This is a genomic window from Maricaulis sp. (assembly GCF_039978735.1).
GTDB lineage: Bacteria > Pseudomonadota > Alphaproteobacteria > Caulobacterales > Maricaulaceae > Maricaulis.
Genome location: NZ_JBDWAS010000005.1, coordinates 108,676 through 123,829 on the forward strand (window position 1 = coordinate 108,676; position 15,154 = coordinate 123,829).

Annotated in this window: 24 protein-coding genes and 1 tRNA gene; 13 read left to right on the top strand and 12 right to left on the bottom strand. The window is 65.9% G+C overall.

The window, feature by feature from the left end; genetic code table 11:
• Nucleotides 1-116 precede the first annotated feature (116 nt).
• From ABJO18_RS01395 to ABJO18_RS01445, 11 genes are all read left to right on the top strand, one after another.
• Nucleotides 117-572: a hypothetical protein gene (locus ABJO18_RS01395; protein ID WP_348508103.1), complete on the top strand. Its 456-nt coding sequence runs from the start codon at nucleotides 117-119 to the stop codon at nucleotides 570-572.
• On the top strand, nucleotides 569-910 hold the full coding sequence (locus ABJO18_RS01400; RefSeq protein ID WP_348508104.1) for a hypothetical protein: 342 nt from the start codon (nucleotides 569-571) through the stop codon (nucleotides 908-910). The genes ABJO18_RS01395 and ABJO18_RS01400 overlap by 4 nt, the downstream gene beginning before the upstream one ends.
• Nucleotides 907-1,197, top strand: a complete 291-nt coding sequence (locus ABJO18_RS01405) for a hypothetical protein (RefSeq protein ID WP_348508105.1) — start codon at nucleotides 907-909, stop codon at nucleotides 1,195-1,197. The genes ABJO18_RS01400 and ABJO18_RS01405 overlap by 4 nt, the downstream gene beginning before the upstream one ends.
• On the top strand, nucleotides 1,194-1,580 hold the full coding sequence (locus tag ABJO18_RS01410; protein WP_348508106.1) for a hypothetical protein: 387 nt from the start codon (nucleotides 1,194-1,196) through the stop codon (nucleotides 1,578-1,580). Before ABJO18_RS01405 ends, ABJO18_RS01410 begins: the two co-directional genes overlap by 4 nt.
• 16 nt (nucleotides 1,581-1,596) lie before the next feature.
• A complete protein-coding gene (locus ABJO18_RS01415) occupies nucleotides 1,597-1,881 on the top strand; it encodes a hypothetical protein (RefSeq protein ID WP_348508107.1) in 285 nt (94 codons plus the stop codon).
• Nucleotides 1,878-2,390, top strand: coding sequence for a hypothetical protein (locus ABJO18_RS01420; RefSeq protein WP_348515697.1), 513 nt, complete (start codon nucleotides 1,878-1,880; stop codon nucleotides 2,388-2,390). Before ABJO18_RS01415 ends, ABJO18_RS01420 begins: the two co-directional genes overlap by 4 nt.
• A 69-nt stretch (nucleotides 2,391-2,459) precedes the next feature.
• Nucleotides 2,460-2,759 (top strand): hypothetical protein, encoded by a 300-nt coding sequence (locus ABJO18_RS01425; RefSeq protein ID WP_348508109.1) that lies wholly within the window; start codon nucleotides 2,460-2,462, stop codon nucleotides 2,757-2,759.
• Nucleotides 2,756-3,112 carry a hypothetical protein gene (locus ABJO18_RS01430; RefSeq protein WP_348508110.1) on the top strand — a complete coding sequence of 119 codons (357 nt, stop codon included), beginning with the start codon at nucleotides 2,756-2,758 and terminating at the stop codon, nucleotides 3,110-3,112. Before ABJO18_RS01425 ends, ABJO18_RS01430 begins: the two co-directional genes overlap by 4 nt.
• Nucleotides 3,112-3,453 carry a hypothetical protein gene (locus ABJO18_RS01435; RefSeq protein ID WP_348508111.1) on the top strand — a complete coding sequence of 114 codons (342 nt, stop codon included), beginning with the start codon at nucleotides 3,112-3,114 and terminating at the stop codon, nucleotides 3,451-3,453. Before ABJO18_RS01430 ends, ABJO18_RS01435 begins: the two co-directional genes overlap by 1 nt.
• Before the next feature lie 4 nt (nucleotides 3,454-3,457).
• On the top strand, nucleotides 3,458-4,861 hold the full coding sequence (locus ABJO18_RS01440; protein ID WP_348508112.1) for a hypothetical protein: 1,404 nt from the start codon (nucleotides 3,458-3,460) through the stop codon (nucleotides 4,859-4,861).
• Nucleotides 4,858-5,064 carry a hypothetical protein gene (locus ABJO18_RS01445; protein ID WP_348508113.1) on the top strand — a complete coding sequence of 69 codons (207 nt, stop codon included), beginning with the start codon at nucleotides 4,858-4,860 and terminating at the stop codon, nucleotides 5,062-5,064. Before ABJO18_RS01440 ends, ABJO18_RS01445 begins: the two co-directional genes overlap by 4 nt.
• 6 nt (nucleotides 5,065-5,070) lie before the next feature.
• Here ABJO18_RS01445 and ABJO18_RS01450 read toward each other — a convergent pair.
• A tRNA-Lys gene (locus ABJO18_RS01450) sits at nucleotides 5,071-5,146 on the bottom strand.
• 110 nt (nucleotides 5,147-5,256) lie between these two features.
• On the bottom strand, nucleotides 5,257-6,363 hold the full coding sequence (locus tag ABJO18_RS01455; RefSeq protein ID WP_348508114.1) for a lyase: 1,107 nt from the start codon (nucleotides 6,361-6,363) through the stop codon (nucleotides 5,257-5,259).
• Nucleotides 6,364-6,554: 191 nt separating this feature from the next.
• Here ABJO18_RS01455 and ABJO18_RS01460 point away from each other — a divergent pair, with 191 nt between their 5' ends.
• The gene (locus tag ABJO18_RS01460) at nucleotides 6,555-6,893 is read left to right on the top strand and encodes an Hpt domain-containing protein (protein WP_348508115.1); all 339 of its coding nucleotides are present in this window, start codon (nucleotides 6,555-6,557) and stop codon (nucleotides 6,891-6,893) included.
• Here the strand turns inward: ABJO18_RS01460 and ABJO18_RS01465 are convergent.
• On the bottom strand, nucleotides 6,890-7,207 hold the full coding sequence (locus ABJO18_RS01465) for a chorismate mutase (protein WP_348508116.1): 318 nt from the start codon (nucleotides 7,205-7,207) through the stop codon (nucleotides 6,890-6,892). The genes ABJO18_RS01460 and ABJO18_RS01465 overlap by 4 nt on opposite strands.
• Before the next feature lie 151 nt (nucleotides 7,208-7,358).
• Here ABJO18_RS01465 and ABJO18_RS01470 point away from each other — a divergent pair, with 151 nt between their 5' ends.
• The gene (locus tag ABJO18_RS01470; RefSeq protein WP_348508117.1) at nucleotides 7,359-7,982 is read left to right on the top strand and encodes a glutathione S-transferase family protein; all 624 of its coding nucleotides are present in this window, start codon (nucleotides 7,359-7,361) and stop codon (nucleotides 7,980-7,982) included.
• A 154-nt stretch (nucleotides 7,983-8,136) separates the two neighbouring features.
• Here the strand turns inward: ABJO18_RS01470 and ABJO18_RS01475 are convergent, their stop codons facing one another.
• From ABJO18_RS01475 to pseG, 9 genes are all read right to left on the bottom strand, one after another.
• Nucleotides 8,137-8,640 carry a hypothetical protein gene (locus ABJO18_RS01475; RefSeq protein WP_348508118.1) on the bottom strand — a complete coding sequence of 168 codons (504 nt, stop codon included), beginning with the start codon at nucleotides 8,638-8,640 and terminating at the stop codon, nucleotides 8,137-8,139.
• Entirely contained in the window at nucleotides 8,637-9,194 is a 558-nt protein-coding gene (locus tag ABJO18_RS01480) for a DUF1131 family protein (RefSeq protein WP_348508119.1), read from the bottom strand. The genes ABJO18_RS01475 and ABJO18_RS01480 overlap by 4 nt, the downstream gene beginning before the upstream one ends.
• 68 nt (nucleotides 9,195-9,262) lie before the next feature.
• Nucleotides 9,263-10,438 carry a VWA domain-containing protein gene (locus ABJO18_RS01485; protein WP_348508120.1) on the bottom strand — a complete coding sequence of 392 codons (1,176 nt, stop codon included), beginning with the start codon at nucleotides 10,436-10,438 and terminating at the stop codon, nucleotides 9,263-9,265.
• A 54-nt stretch (nucleotides 10,439-10,492) separates the two neighbouring features.
• Entirely contained in the window at nucleotides 10,493-10,858 is a 366-nt protein-coding gene (locus ABJO18_RS01490; RefSeq protein ID WP_348508121.1) for a VOC family protein, read from the bottom strand.
• Between the two features lie 91 nt (nucleotides 10,859-10,949).
• Complete coding sequence (locus tag ABJO18_RS01495; protein ID WP_348508122.1) at nucleotides 10,950-11,408, bottom strand: hemerythrin domain-containing protein; 459 nt, start codon at nucleotides 11,406-11,408, stop codon at nucleotides 10,950-10,952.
• A gap of 76 nt (nucleotides 11,409-11,484) precedes the next feature.
• Nucleotides 11,485-12,375 carry a MoxR family ATPase gene (locus tag ABJO18_RS01500; RefSeq protein ID WP_348508123.1) on the bottom strand — a complete coding sequence of 297 codons (891 nt, stop codon included), beginning with the start codon at nucleotides 12,373-12,375 and terminating at the stop codon, nucleotides 11,485-11,487.
• Nucleotides 12,376-12,426: 51 nt separating this feature from the next.
• On the bottom strand, nucleotides 12,427-13,506 hold the full coding sequence (pseI, locus tag ABJO18_RS01505) for a pseudaminic acid synthase (RefSeq protein WP_348508124.1): 1,080 nt from the start codon (nucleotides 13,504-13,506) through the stop codon (nucleotides 12,427-12,429).
• A gap of 4 nt (nucleotides 13,507-13,510) precedes the next feature.
• On the bottom strand, nucleotides 13,511-14,086 hold the full coding sequence (pseH, locus tag ABJO18_RS01510; protein WP_348508125.1) for a UDP-4-amino-4,6-dideoxy-N-acetyl-beta-L-altrosamine N-acetyltransferase: 576 nt from the start codon (nucleotides 14,084-14,086) through the stop codon (nucleotides 13,511-13,513).
• Nucleotides 14,073-15,149: a UDP-2,4-diacetamido-2,4,6-trideoxy-beta-L-altropyranose hydrolase gene (gene pseG / locus ABJO18_RS01515; protein WP_348508126.1), complete on the bottom strand. Its 1,077-nt coding sequence runs from the start codon at nucleotides 15,147-15,149 to the stop codon at nucleotides 14,073-14,075. The genes pseH and pseG overlap by 14 nt, the downstream gene beginning before the upstream one ends.
• Nucleotides 15,150-15,154 lie beyond the last annotated feature (5 nt).

The following is a 15,154-nucleotide window of genomic DNA, read 5'->3' on the forward strand; positions in this document are numbered from 1 at the left end:
TGTGGCTCGCAAATCAACGCGCAAACGCGTGAATTGACGAAATGCGCAAATCGGGTATTTTGCGCATATTAATGCGTCAACTTCTCCGGAAAATGCGCAATCACAGGGAGCCCACCATGAACGATGCCCGCCGGTCCGCCTGGACCAATCCGCCCGCCGAAGATTTCGACCAGGCGGAGAACACCCCCGAGCCGCAAGCCACCCGGCCGGCCGCGCACGCCGGGGATGCCTGTCCCGATTGTGGCGAGGTGCACGCCAATCGCCAGGTGTTCGAAAGCCTTGAGGAGGCCCAGCTCTACCTCCAGGCCTTCAAGGACGATTTTCTTCAGCTGGCGGCTCGCTACCCGAAAATCTCCTGGGTGATTGGCGCATTCTCCCGCACGCCCGCCGGCATCCAGATGGAAAGAGGGATGGATTGCACGGCCCAGATGGTCGGCGAGATGATCGACGATCTGATGATGTCGAAAGACAGCATCCGCCAGGCCGCGCGCAACGCAAACCGCCGAAAGCTCGCCGAACTCGGGGCGGCGGTGACGAACGCCCCGAACGCGGACGGGAGCACCGTCCAATGACGCCGCGCCCTGCCATGATCGAGACGCCCGGCGGCACGGTGTGTGTCGCCGGTGCCGACGAGGGCGCCAGCTGCGCCGTCTACACCGACGACACCAAGGCCGCCGAGGCGCTGAAGAAGGCGCAGGACGGCTGCATTGCCGTGCTCAAGCGCTATGGCCTGTTCGGCCTGGTCGTGTGCGGTGCGCGCGCCGGCGACGGCCGCGACACCACGATTTCCGCCGCCGTCCATGGCGACAGCCAGTTTATCGGCACCGCCCTCCTGCGGCTGGAAACCCTGCCCGGCTGGACCGAAGCCGCTGCCTTCGAAGCGGCAGCAAAGAAGGAAGGACGGGCATGAGATACGAACCCTTCGAACCCGACACTCCGCCTATCAAGCCCACCGCCCAGGATCGTGAGGTTTTCGCGGAAGACTATCCGCCCGAAACATTCGATGTGGGCGACACTGTTACCGCCAGGCTGACGCATGGCTCGTTCGAAGACATGGAGATCGTCAAGATCTTCCCCAAGGCACGCCGCTTCCGCGTTCGTGGCTGGCTGGGCGAATACACCCGCAACGGCGAAGGGCGCATCCGCAGCGTCGAAGTCAGCTTTGACGATGTGGAGCTGGAGGCGCGCGCATCATGACCCTCGCCGCCTACATCCTCCTCGACACCGGCGCCATTGTCTTTCATCGCTCGGCCGCGCCGCGGCCGGGTGCGGTCCTGGTCGCGGTCGGCGCGCAGAAGGATCTGCCGCGGCAGATCTTCGCGGCCGCGCGCGTCGAGGGCGCCTGTGTCACCGTGCCGGGATACGATCCCGCCGCCGCCCCGGCCGCGCGCATGATCGCGATCGAGCGCTTTTTGACCGTGCTCGCCGGCCGTCCCGTTTCCTGGTCCGATTTTCCGTCAGCCGAAGGCCCGCCTGCCGCGTGTGGTCGCCCCAGCTTATCCTTTGAACCCCGAGAGGTGTTTGACAAGGCGCACGCGGCGGCGGGCCGGGAGGCTCGCCAGATTTCCACCACGCTCTAGCACAGGGAGAACCCAAATGAGCGACACCACCATGAAACCTGTCCTGGTCACCACCCAACATCGCGGGGTGTTTGCCGGTCTGATCCCGGACGATCAGGATCTGACCGCCAAGGCGATGCCCCTGAAGGGCGCCAAGATGGCGATCTACTGGGGCACAACGAAGGGCCTGATGCAGCTGTGCGAAGAGGGGCCGACCTCCAAGTCGAAGATCTCTTCTCCGGCCGACATTCCCATGCTGCATGACATCACGGCGGTCTTCGGGATCTCCGACGACGCCTGGAAGAAGTGGCAAGCCGCGTGATTTCGGCACGCGACACCATCATCACGGCTGACGATGTCGTCCGCGGGGGCGCTTGCGCCAGCGGTGTCGCCGAGGCCGTGCAGCGCTATGCCGGCCAGCTGGCCGCGGCCATGCCCGCATCAGCGGTGCTTCGCCTGGTCGATCCAGGCGAACGCCGCTACGTGCGCGCCGCTGCAAAGCTGGACGGCTACGGCGACGGCTCCGGCTCCGGCTACGGCGACGGCTCCGGCTCCGGCTCCGGCTCCGGCTACGGCTACGGCTACGGCTCCGGCTACGGCTACGGCGACGGCTACGGCGACGGCTCCGGCTACGGCTACGGCGACGGCTCCGGCGACGGCTCCGGCTACGGCTACGGCTACGGCTACGGCTACGGCGACGGCTCCGGCTACGGCTACGGCTCCGGCTACGGCTACGGCTACGGCTACGGCGACGGCTACGGCTACGGCTACGGCGACGGCTCCGGCTACGGCTACGGCGACGGCTACGGCGACGGCTCCGGCTACGGCTAGCGCGCCTGCCCGGCGGGGCGAAGTGTCCCGCCGGGCTTTCGATATGACTACCGAACAGGGATGGGGAAGATGCCCGACTACAAGATGCTCATCCAGAGTGCCGTCGCCGCCAAGACCGCGATCAAGGCGCAAAGTGCGGCCGCAGACCGGCTGTGGAAACGCGGCGACTACGTCGAGTGGCGCGGCCCCGACGGGTGGCGCTCCGGCCTGGTTGTCGCAACCGACTATGGCCGCCGGCTGTTCGTCGAGGATGCCCAGACCAGCCGATGCAGCTGGATCTCCATCGGCACTCTTCGCTCAAAGACGGATCCGGATCGCGACATCTCCGAAGAAATCCGGGTGTCTTGTGAATTGGAGGCGGCGCGATGACGGATCTGTTCGACAAGGATGTCTGGCGTCTGGCCGATGTCGCCGAATTCTTCGGCGAAACGGTCTCGACCGCGCGGCGCAAGATCGCCGCACGCGAGCGGGCGGGCTTTCCTCGCCCGCGCGCAAAGGTTCTGCCGAACGAACCCTATAAATGGGATGCGGCCGAGGTGCGGGCCTGGGATGCGCGAACGCGCGGCCAGGTGCCCGACGCGGCCAATGACAGCGGCCCGGAAGCCCCCTCCGCCGGACCGCAGCAACTGCCGGGCGTCCCTGTGTCCCGGCAGCACCTCGGCGCGGGCGGTTCCCCCAAAGACCATGGCGCCGCCCGCGCCCGTTTGCTTGCGAGGCTGTGATGGCGATCCCGGAGGATATCGACCGGATCTGCCAGATGATCGAAATGTTCGAGGCACATCTGGACGAGGGCGGCGATTACGATCATCGCAATGTCCAGGAGATCGCCAGGATGGCGGTTCGTGTCGCCCGCTACATGCGAGACCTGCAGCACCGGCACGAAAAGCTGCGCCGCAATGCAGGGAGCGTCGCCCGGCAATACGCCTCGCTGATCCGGTTTCACGCACGCCAGGAACCGCATCTGCTGAAAATACTCGAGCTGCACCTCGACGGCGACGACGCGGCCGCCGACGATCTGTTCGATCGGCTCAACGGCTTGCCCGGCGCTGCGAAACCGGATTAACACTATGCCCGCCATGCCCCGAAAACAGCCCGACCGCCCCAAGGATGGCCGCAAGGCCCGCCGGTCCGATCCGCCCTATATGACGTGGCGGAATGGCGCCGGCAAATGGGAACCCGGCCCCGCCCTGCGCCGCGCGGGCTGGGCCGTCATCCGCCTGCGCGATGGCGCCGGCAAGGATCTGCCCCGCGGTCTGGCGCGCATCATGGCGCGCGAGATCAACGCCGATGCAGAGAAATGGAAGGCCGATCCGGCCGCGCCCGGCCTGCGCTACGGCCCGGCCCGCGCGGCCGCCACGGCCGTTTCGCCGGATGCCGATGCGCGCACCCTGAACAATGCGTTCGAGCGTTTCCGCGATCACCGGTCCATCCGCCGCCTCGCGCGCAAGACGCAGACGGAATACCGCAAGAACCTGACGCGCTTCATCGCCTGGGCCGATGGCGAGCACCCCGCCGCGATCGACCGCAAGACGCTGACATGCTTTTTCGAGGCCGAATGGGACCGCATCTTTGCCGAGCGCGCCCTGGGCTGGCTGGAGGGCCGCTGGGAGGCCGCGCCGCGCGTCACCGGTCATGACGGTGCGCGCTATGTGGCAGACGTGCGCTCGGCCCGCTGGCAGGCGATGGACGAGGCCCGGGCCGGCGGGCCGAACCCGGCCGGCATGGCCCAGGTCAACGCCATTATCCGCGCTGTGTCGCGCTTCTATGCCTTTATCGACCGCGAGCTGGGCTGGGTGGATCCCGGTTTCAACCCGGCCTCGCGCTTCGATCTGGACGCGCTCAAGCCGCGTCTGGTCCTGCCGTCCGATGCCGCCCTGGCCGAACTGGTCGAGACGGCCGACGCGATCGGCCTGCCCTCGATCGGCGACGCGCTGGTTATTCTGGCCAATGCCGGGCCGCGCCCGGCCGATATGGTCAAATGGACGATGGAGATGTGGAAGACGGGCCGCATCACCGCCCGGATCCAGAAGACGGGTGCGCGCACCGATTTCCGCTTTCCGGCCGTGCTGCGCCGGCGCATGTCAGATCTGATGCTGCGCCGCGAGGCGGAAGGATCTGCCGCGCCCTTGATCCTGATGACGGATGCGCGGCGCGTCGCCTACACGGTGGATCACCTCGAAACCGTCTATGCCCAGGTGCGCAGCGCCGCGGCCGACCGCGCCCGCGGCCGGCAGGATCGCGCCCTGGCCGACGAGATCGAGGGCGTCACCCTCTATGATTTCCGCAAGAAGGCGATCACGCGCCTGCACGCCGCCGGCAACAGCCGCGACGATATCGCCGCGATCACGGGCCACAGCTACAAGACGATCGCAACGATCCTCGATCACTACATCATCCCGACCAGCGAAGCCGCCGATCGCGCCGTCGACAGGCTCGACGCCTACATGAAGGAACAAGGGGTGAAGTGGTGAGCCATGGCGCAGATGCGCTCGCCTACGCCTGCCTCTCAGGCGGGATGGAGATCCGCGCCGCCCGGCGGGCCGGAAAAGCGATCATCGCGCCGTCGATTGACGGGCATTACACCGTGATCGATGAGGGGGAGAAAGTCGTTGACGACTTTCTAGAAAGTCGTCGTTCCGTATCCGTTCCAACAGGAACAAAGCTATCCCGTTGAAAGTGTTGGTGCGCCCACTAGGATTCGAACCTAGGACCCGCTGATTAAGAGTCAGCTGCTCTACCAACTGAGCTATAGGCGCGCCGGTTGGGAGCGCGGAAAATACGCAGGATCGTGACAAAATCAAGTCACTCCTTGCGTGCCCCGCACATGGCAGGCATGCGCGAGGCGCAGGGCTGGGTTAATGGCCGTCTATTCGACCTGTGCCCGCCCGATCGTTCCCATGTCCGAACCGAACCAGATTTCACCGGTCTGCGGCAGGTATTGCATGTGGCGCACGACACCGCCGCCGGACGGGACGGCTGTTACCGAGAAGAAGCGCTCGCTGGCCGGATCGAAACCGACGAACCAGTTGGGGTCGACACCCGTTTCGACAAACCAGATCCGGTCCTGACCATCGACCGCCAGGGCGTAGGGGCGGGCATTCTCGCCCGAGGGCATCTCCCATTCGGTCGCGCTGGCGCTTTGCGGATCGTAGACGCCGAGATAGCCGCCATTGTAATCGCCATACCAGATGCGGCCGTCCGAGGTGATGCCGATCCGGCGCGGGCGGCTGTCCTCGCGCGGCAGGTCATGCTCGGTCAGCGCCATCGTCTGCGGATCGATCGAGGCCAGCTTGTAGGTGCCGAACAGGGCGACCCAGACCGTGCCGTCCGGCGCGATCTTGATGCCGTAGGGGCGGGCGCCCTCGGTCGGCACGGGCAGGATCTGCACCGCGCGTTCCGACACGTCGAGGAAGCCGACCGAATTGGCCTGCTGGCTGGAGAACCAGATGTCGCCATTGGCGTCCCAGACGAGGGTGTGCGGATCACGAGCCGTGCCGGCCGGCGTGTCGATGATCTCGAATTCGCCGGTCTCGACATCATAGCGGCCGATATGGGCGTCGCGATTGCCGGCATACCAGACGTCACCATCTGGCGCGACGATCAGATTGTGCGGTCCCGCGCCTTCGCGAAGGTCGATCCGCTCCATCTCGCCGGACGCGACATCAAGGCGGGCGATGTAGGAATTCTGCTGGCCGACGAACCAGACGGTCTGGCCGTCCAGCGTGTAGGGATCGCGCGGGCGGCCCTCCCACGGCACGTCCCATTCCTCGATATCGATACTGGCCGTCGCGGTCGCGGTCTCTTCACCGGCTGCCTCTTCGGCAGCGGGCTCGACCGGCGTGGGGGCTTCCGCAGACCGGCTTTCCTGCAGGCTTCCGGCGGCGTCGTCATCCGCTGGCACGGGCGCATCCTGGGAGCAGGCCATCAGGGTCAGGCTGGCGAGGACGGCAAGCGGCGTGAGTGTGTGGCGCATGGATATTCTCCCCTTTGGGGCGAACACTAAAAGCGAGCGGGCGTTGGCTGCAAGGCGAATCGCTCCGGGCCAGGGCGGAAAATTCGCCTCATGCACGAACCTCAACGCCCTGTTCACCGTGACCGGAATTGACGGACCGCACCGTCCGGCGATGAAGGCCGTTGTTAAGACTGGCCGGTTACAAGGGCCGCATGCTTGCTGACAGGAAATTCTCCGACCGGCCCTTGTTCGACCAGGCCCATCTCGACCGCTATACCGGCGGTGACGAGACGCTGACGGCCGAACTGCTGGGGCTGATGTGCGAACAGGCGGCCCGCTGTATCGGCCTGATGGCCGATGCGCGTGACGAGACGGCCTGGCAGGCAGCGACGCATACGCTGAAAGGGGCCGCACGCGGCGTTGGCGCCTTTGCGCTGGCGGATGTGTGCGAAGCGGCCGAACACCAGCCCCAATCGGCCTGGCCGGGAGCCCGGCTTGCCATCGAGCGCTGTTTTCGCGAATCCGAGATGGCGTTCCGGGCGCCGCGCTAGCGCGTCTTGTCCCAGATCTTGAACTCGTAGGCGATGGAGCGCTCGACAAGTTCGCGCCAGACCGGTTCGGCGATGTCGAGCGACAGGCCGACGCGGCTCGCCTCTGCCTTCACTTTCGACACGACATCCTCGATCCGCCATTCGTCACGCACGGCGTCACGGTCCGGCTTGATGCGGGCCGCCGCTTCCATGTAGCGGGCACGCTTGGCGATCAGGCCGACGAGCTCGCGGTCGAGCGCATCCACGCCGTCGCGGACCTCGGCCATGGTGCGGCAGTCTTCCGGAGAAAGGGGAGATGTCGAGACTGAGCTCATCGGGCAACCCTGCGAAGTTTCGACCCTTATAGGCGGGCACGCCGCCAGTCCCAAGCCGCCAGCTGCCAGAGGTGGTGAAAACCGGTCCGGCAGGGCTCGCCATCGCCGCGGGCGGCGCTATGGTGCCATCTAGCACGAGGGAGTCCCTGTCATGTCTCAACCCGTTCGGATCTATGGCGACCGGCGCAGCGGCAATTGTCTCAAGGTAAAATGGACCGCGGATTATCTCGGTCTGGACTATGACTGGCACGAGATCGACGTCGTGAAGGGCGAGACCCGGTCCGACGACTTTCTCGCCATCAATCCGGCCGGGCAGGTGCCGTGCCTTGAACGGTCCGACGGGCGTATCCTGGCCCAGTCGAACGCGATCATCTTCCACCTCGCACGCGGCTCGGCGCTGATCCCGGACGATGAGTTCGACCAGGCGAAGATGCTGGAATGGATGTTCTGGGAACAGTACAGCCACGAGCCCTTCATCGCGGTCCGCCGCTTCCGGAAGGCCTTCATGAACACGCCCGACGAAGAGATCGAGCCCGATCTCATGGCGAAGGGCCGGCGGGCCCTGGGCGTGATGGAGATGCGTCTCTTGTCGCGTGATTTCATCGTGCGCGACCAGGTGACCCTCGCCGACATTGCCCTGGTTGCCTACACGCGGGTCGCCGATGAGGGCGGCTTCGACCTCGATGAATTCCTCGGCGTACGCGCCTGGGTGGCGCGGGTCGAGCAGGAAATCGGCATCGATATGGACGATGGCCGCATGAGCCCGCTGGGCTAGGCTGGGACGCCGGATTTGCGGGTGCCGGACCGGACTCGGACGCGATCCGGCACCCGATCCGGCCCTGTCTGGGGGCAGGTCCGGAAAGTCGACGCGCTCTCAAACGGCGTCGTTCAACCCCTTTTATGCGAATGATTTTCAAAGTCAACAAAGGTCAGCGGGGACCGAAGGCAACCCAGCCGATCTCATACAGGATGCTGTCCCGGATGATATCCTCGTCGGGGACGAGGCCGCCCAGATCGCTGATGCGCGTCCGGAACCAGTAGACCGGCCCGTCCGGCTCGCCGGCCTGCTTGCAGAAGAGATCGCCTTCGCGGCCCGGGATCTCATTGGTCGCGAAACAGTCGTCCGGGCGCAAAAGCGTGTCTCCGAACCGGCTGCCGACATGCCAGGCATTGGCGATGCGTCCCGGTTCCCGAACGCGGATGGCGACGATGCCGGGCGTGTCGTCATGACCGAGGAAGTCGATGGTCGGGGCGTCTGCGCCGGGTGGGGTGGCCGCGATCCGGCGCGCGCGGGGCGGACTGCCGGGGTCAGGATCGACGGTCCGGAAGGTATAGCCCGGCAAATGCACCGCGAAGCGCTCTTCGCCGAATGGCGTTTCATGCGTGAACGGGCCCAGCGCCGCGCGCGACCACATCCACGCATCCGCGGTCATCGTCCGACAGTCCGCCAGACGATCTCGTAGACCGTGCCGGCGGCCATGATATCGGCCGGCGGCAGTACGCCGTCCGGGCCGGCGTAGTCGATCGACATCCAGTAGGACAGGCCTGCCAGCTCCGGATCGTCGCAATGCACATCGCCGGAGCGCTCTTCCATGCCGGCCACGCAGAGCGGTCCGACAAGGCCCGCTTCCCCGGCGGCATCGCCGATATCGGCGGAGGCCTCCACCAGCCCGGCGGTGCGTACGCGCACGGCCAGCAGACGTTCGCCTTCGCCGTCGAAGACGATCTCGGCTTCGCCGTCAGCCGTGCGCCGGGCCTCGATGACCGGATAGGCCATGCCTTCCGACCAGGCTTCCGCCTCGACCACGTCGAAGCCGGGCAGGAGGCCGGCCAGCGTGTCGCGGTCAAACGCGGTGCGGGCCGTGACCGGGCCGATCTGGCTGTTGGACACGCTCCAGCGTTCCGCGGCTTCACCGTTGCTGCAAGCCGCAGCGGCCAGCGCTGTTGCCGCGAGTGCGGGCAGGACGCGGATGGTTGAAATCGTCATGAAGCGCCCCCCTTGCGCTGCCGGTAGCGGTCTGGATTGCACAGGGGAGCCGCGGCATCAAGCGCAGGCTAGCGCGCCAGTTCCTTCATGGCCTCGTCGACGCCTTCCAGCGTCAGCGGGAACATGCGGTCGGCACCGATGATCTCCTGCACGAGGCGGGTGGAGTAGGAATGCTCCCACCATTTCTGCGGCGTCGGATTGATCCAGATGAGGTGAGGCCAGGTGTCGACGATGCGCTGCAGCCAGCTGGCGCCGGCTTCCTCGTTCCAGTGCTCCACCGAGCCGCCTTCATGGGTGATCTCGTAAGGCGCCATGGCGGCGTCGCCGACAATGATCACTTTCCAGTCGTGCGGATATTTGTGCATCACATCCATGGTTGGCACGGTCTCGGTGCGCCGGCGCAGGTTGGAACGCCACACGCCCTCATAGGGGCAGTTGTGGAAGTAGAAATATTCCAGGTTCTTGAAGGTCGAGCGCGCCGCCGAGAACAGCTCCTCGCACAGCTTCACATGCGGATCCATCGAGCCGCCGACATCGAACAGGGCCAGCACCTTGATGGCATTGCGCCGTTCCGGGCGCATGACGACGTCCAGCCAGCCCTGGCGGGCGGTGGCGCTGATCGTGTTGTCCAGATCCAGCTCTTCATGGGCGCCGTCGCGGGCAAACCTGCGCAGCCGGCGCAGGGCGACTTTCAGATTGCGGGTGCCGATCTCCCGGTCGCCGTCCAGATCCTTGTAGCGGCGCTGTTCCCAGACTTTCGTGGCGCGCTTGTGCTGGCTCTTGCCGCCGATGCGCACGCCGGCCGGATTATAGCCGGAATGGCCGAAGGGCGAGGTGCCGCCCGTACCGATCCACTTGGAGCCGCCCTCGTGGCGCTCTTCCTGCTCCTCCAGGCGTTTCTTCAGCGTCTCCATGAGCTCGTCGAAATCCATGGCCTTCAGCTCGGCCATTTCCTCCTCGGTCAGAAGGCGCTGCATCATGGCTTCCAGCCATTCGTCCGGGATTTCCTTCTCGCCGAACATCTGGGTCAGCGTCTCCACGCCCTGGAAGACGTGCGAGAAGACCATGTCGAACTTGTCGAAATCCTTCTCGTCCTTCACCAGCGCGGCGCGGCTGACGGAATAGAAATGGCCGATCTCCGGCTCGATCACGCCCTTGTCGAGCGCTTCGAGCAGGGTGAGATATTCCCGCGTGGTGACGGGAATCCGGGCAGAGCGCAGTTCGGTGAAGAAGTGATGCAGCATACCGCGCAAACTAGGCGCGCGCCGGGGCAGGCTCAATAGGCAAAGACGGAGGCGTCAGTCTTCCAGGTTCTGGCCGAAGGTCACCAGCACGCCGAACGGGTCGAGAATGGCGAATTCGCGATAGCCCCAGGGCTTGTCTTCCAGACCGCCATTGGGGTGGATGCAGCCGGCGGCGAGTGCCTGTTCATGGATGCCGGTGATGTCGTCGACATCGACCCGGCAGGAGGTCCACTCGCACACCTCTTTGCGATCGGTGGTGAAGAAGTGCAGCTCGGCGCCATCGCGCGTGACGCCGCCATAGCTGGGCGGATCCTCCCAGGCCCAGGCGGCAAAGCCCAGCTGTTTGAAGAAGGTCAGGCTGTCCGCCACTTTCAGCGAGGGCAGGACCGGAATGGCCCGCATCAGTCTTGTTCCGGTCATGCCTGTCTCCCGCCTCCGCATGCGCGCCCGATCCGAGCATGCACGGGGAGGCGGGACCAGTTAATTCGGCGATAGGCCGCGCGTGGGCCGGTTAGTCGACCGGCGTCAGGGCCGGTTTGACGACCTTCTTGCGGCTGTCGAAGCGCTGGCCGAGATCCTCGGCTTCCTTGTCGGAGAGGTCCTTGCGGGCAAGTTTGAAGAACTCGCCTTCCTCTTCCTCCATGTGGTGGTCGAGCAGTTCGGCGAGCGTGTGGAATTTCTGGCCCCACTCGGTATTGTCCTTGGGCATGGTGTCGAGCTCCTCGATCAGCGAGTTGATCATGTGGTGCTCGTTCTTGGCCTCGAGGCTCTCTTCCTCGTCGCCCTTCTGCTCCAGCTTGGCGTAGAAGGTGGCTTCCTCGACCTTGTTGTGCGTCCACAATTCCAGCTTGAACGCGTCGAACAATTCCTGGCGCGTCTTGGCCGCGCGGTCGGTCGTGTCCTCGATCTGCCCGATCAGGTCACGGGCCTTGTCATGGTCCTGTTTGATCCGGTCGAAAATGTCGGTCATGGAAACCTCCTCGCGCGTGTTGATGGATATGCAAGCAACGCGCGCGAGGGGGAGATGTTCCGTAAAGCGGGTGACCCTAGGCGGCGCCAGGGCCCCGCGGGCCGCCGCCGGGGCCGCCGGCGCCACCCGGGCCGCGGCGGGTCATGAAGGCGAGCTTTTCGAACAGCATGACGTCCTGCTCGTTCTTCAGGAGCGCGCCGTGGAGCGGCGGGATCAGCTTGCGGGGGTCGCGTTCGGTCAGCACGGCCGGGTCGACATCCTCGACGAGGAGGAGTTTCAGCCAGTCCAGCAATTCCGAGGTCGACGGCTTCTTCTTCACGCCCGGCACGTCGCGGATGTCGTAGAAGAGTTTCAGCGCATCGGCGAGCAGACGGCCCTTCAGGCCGGGGAAGTGGACCTCGACGATCTTCTTCATCGTCTCTTCGTCGGGGAAGGCGATGAAGTGGAAGAAGCAGCGGCGCAGGAAGGCGTCCGGCAATTCCTTCTCATTGTTCGAGGTGATGATGACGACGGGGCGGGTCTCCGCCTTCACCGTCTCGCCGGTCTCGTAGACATGGAACTCCATCTTGTCGAGTTCCTGCAGGAGGTCGTTGGGAAACTCGATATCGGCCTTGTCGATCTCGTCGATCAGCAGCACCGAGCGCTCCGGCGCGGTGAAAGCCTCCCACAGCTTGCCGCGGCGGATGTAGTTGTTGATGTCGTGGACACGGGTCTCGCCCAGCTGGCTGTCGCGCAGGCGGGCGACGGCGTCGTACTCATAGAGGCCCTGGCGGGCCTTGGTGGTCGACTTGATGTGCCATTCGATCAGCGGCATGCCCATGGCGCGCGCGACCTGTTTGGCCAGCTCGGTCTTGCCCGTGCCCGGCTCGCCCTTGACGAGCAGCGGACGCTCGAGAGCCACTGCAGCGTTGACCGCAGCGCTCAGTTCGTCGTCAGCGACGTATTGATCTGTACCTTCGAAACGCATGACAGCCGACTTAGCGCGTCTGGGCGCCGCCGTGTAGTCCCGCCATACCGATTATTTTGATGCGGATGCAGATCGGTTCCAGTCGACCATGTCCATGGCCAGCGGTTCGCCGCGTTTCAGGGCGCGTGTGGCCGGCCGGCCGATCACCTCGCCATACCATTTCGGCGCCAGCCCGTGACCCGGACGGATCGAGCGTACATGGTCCGGCGTCAGGACTTCGCCGGCCTCGACATCCTTCACCACGTAGAGCGAGCGGCGATAGGTCACCGAACCGCGCTCGCAGCCGGCCAGGTCGTAGCGCACGCGGCCGAGCGCATGGAAGGCGGCGGTGCAATCCTCGACCAGGCGCGTCATCTCGTCCGGCTCGAGCGAGAAGGCGCTGTCCGGGCCGCCATCGGCGCGCGACAGGGTGAAGTGTTTCTCGATCACCCTTGCGCCCAGGGCGACGGCCGCGACGGCGCAGGCGGTGCCCGGCGTGTGGTCGCTGAGGCCCGGGATCGCGCTGAAGCTCTCGCCCAGATGGGGCACGGTGCGCAGGTCTGCTTCCTCGATCGGCGCGGGATAGGAAGACAGGCAGTGCAGCAGCGCCAGGCCGGTATTGCCATGCTCGCGCGCGGTGCGGACCGCGTCGTGGATCTCGGCCAGGTTTGCCATGCCCGTGGACAGGATGATCGGCTTGCCGGTCTGCGCCACGCGGGCGATCAGCGGCAGGTCGGTCACCTCGAAACTGGCGATCTTGTAGGCCGGCGCGTTGAGGCTTTCGAGCAGGTCGACGGCAGTGTGATCGAAGGGTGTCGAGAAGATCGGCACGCCCAGTTCGGCGGCGCGGGCAAACAGGGCCTCATGCCATTCGAAGGGCGTCTCGGCCTCGCGGTAAAGCTCGTGCAGGGTGCGGCCCTTCCACAGACCGTCCTCGATCCGGAAACCGGGACCGTCATGATCGATCGTGATCGTGTCGGCGGTGTAGGTCTGGATCTTGATGGCATGGGCGCCACAGGCTGCGGCCGCTTCGATCGTTTCCAGGGCGCGGTCGATCCGGCCGAGATGATTGGCCGAGACTTCGGCGATGACGAGCGGCGGATGGTCGGGGCCGACCAGGCGTCCGGCGATATCGAACGAGGTAGGTTTCATCGGCTCAGCCCGTTGCCTGCTGCCGGCCATCACCGGCCCAGCGGTCGCGATGCAGTTCCAGGCAGATCGCGGCGACCGGCCGGCCGTCGCGGCGGACGCGGTTTTCGATGCGGTCCGTTTCCTCAAAACCGAACTTGCGATGCAGACCGAGCACCGGCGCGTTGAACTCCAGCACCTCGCAGCGCAGCGTTTCCAAGCCGAGCGTGGTGAAGGCATGGTCGATGATCAGGCGTTCCACCGCGCTGCCGACACCGCGTCCGGTCAGGTCCGCCTCGCCGATATAGAAGGCCCAGCTGGCCGAGCGGTGGCGCGGATCGATTTCGGACAGGATGACGACGCCGATATCCTTGCCATCGCACTGGATAATGCGGATTTCCCGCTCCGGATCGCCCAGGGCAATGCGGTACCAGGTCTGGTGTTCCCAGGGCTCGATCGGATGGTCGGTATACATGTTGCGGCGGACATGCGGTCCGTTCCGCCAGCCATGGACAGGCCACATATCGGTCATGGTGGCCGGGCGCAGGGTGATGGCGCCGTCTGTGAGGACAGGCTTTTCCGGCAGCGGATCAAACGGGTTCATGACCGGCCTCCCGCTGGCGTTCGATCCGTTCGACCAGGGCCTGGGCAACCCGCTGCGCGCCGCGCCCGTCACAGACGGCGGCGGCGCGTTCGGCCATGCGGGCCCGTGCGGCGGGGCGTTCCAGCCGCCGGATCAGGCCGGGCAGTTCGGCGAGCACGTCTTCCGGACTGGCAATGGCGGCCAGGGCGCCATCGCTATCCAGAAGACCGGTCATCTCCTGCTGGTTTCCGGCCAGCACGACAGCGATACTGGGCAGGCCGACGACGCAGCGCTCCAGCGCGGTGCCACCGCCGGCGCCAATGGCGAGATCGGCCTTCGCCATGCGCCGGGCCATGTCGTCGATATCGATCTGCACCGTCAGGCGCGGCTCGGTGCGGCACATCGCTTCCAGCGCCGCCCGGCTGGGCGCGCGGGGGCCCAGGATCACCTCGACGGACGCTTCTGGCAGCGTGTCCAGAACGAGGCGGGCAACCGGTTCGGAAATGCCGCCCAGATCGGTCAGGCCCATCGAGACCAGGACACGCTTGACCGGACCCGGATTGAAGTGGCGGTCGAGGGCGCGCTGGCGCTGGTCGGCGAATTCGCTGCGCACCAGGGCAAAGGCACCGCCGGCCATGATGTTGCAATCGCCGGGGACGCGGCCGGCATAGTCGAACGGGCTGCCGCCGGGCATGGGGTCGACCAGCAGGTCGCAATCATGTGTGCGTTCGGGCAGATCCTCGATCACGGCGATGAGGCCGGCGCGGTCGCGCATGCGGGTCTCGTCGGCCTGGCTCGAGGTGTAGAGATCGACGAAAATCGCGTCGGCGCGGCCGTTCCACTCGGCCGGAAAATCGAAGTCGGCTTCGCTTCGTGCGGTGGTCACGGGCAGGGCCGAACGGGCCAGCGCAGGTGCTGCATCCAGCGTCCCTTCGCAACACGCAAAGGCAACATTGGTGCCCCATTCGTGCGACATCGGGTGACACAAGGCGCGCGCCAGGGCCAGGCAACGCATCACGTGTCCGCCGCCCAGGCTGGGCGAGGCATCGGCACGAAACAGGATGCGGGGGGCGTGGCGTGTCATGATGG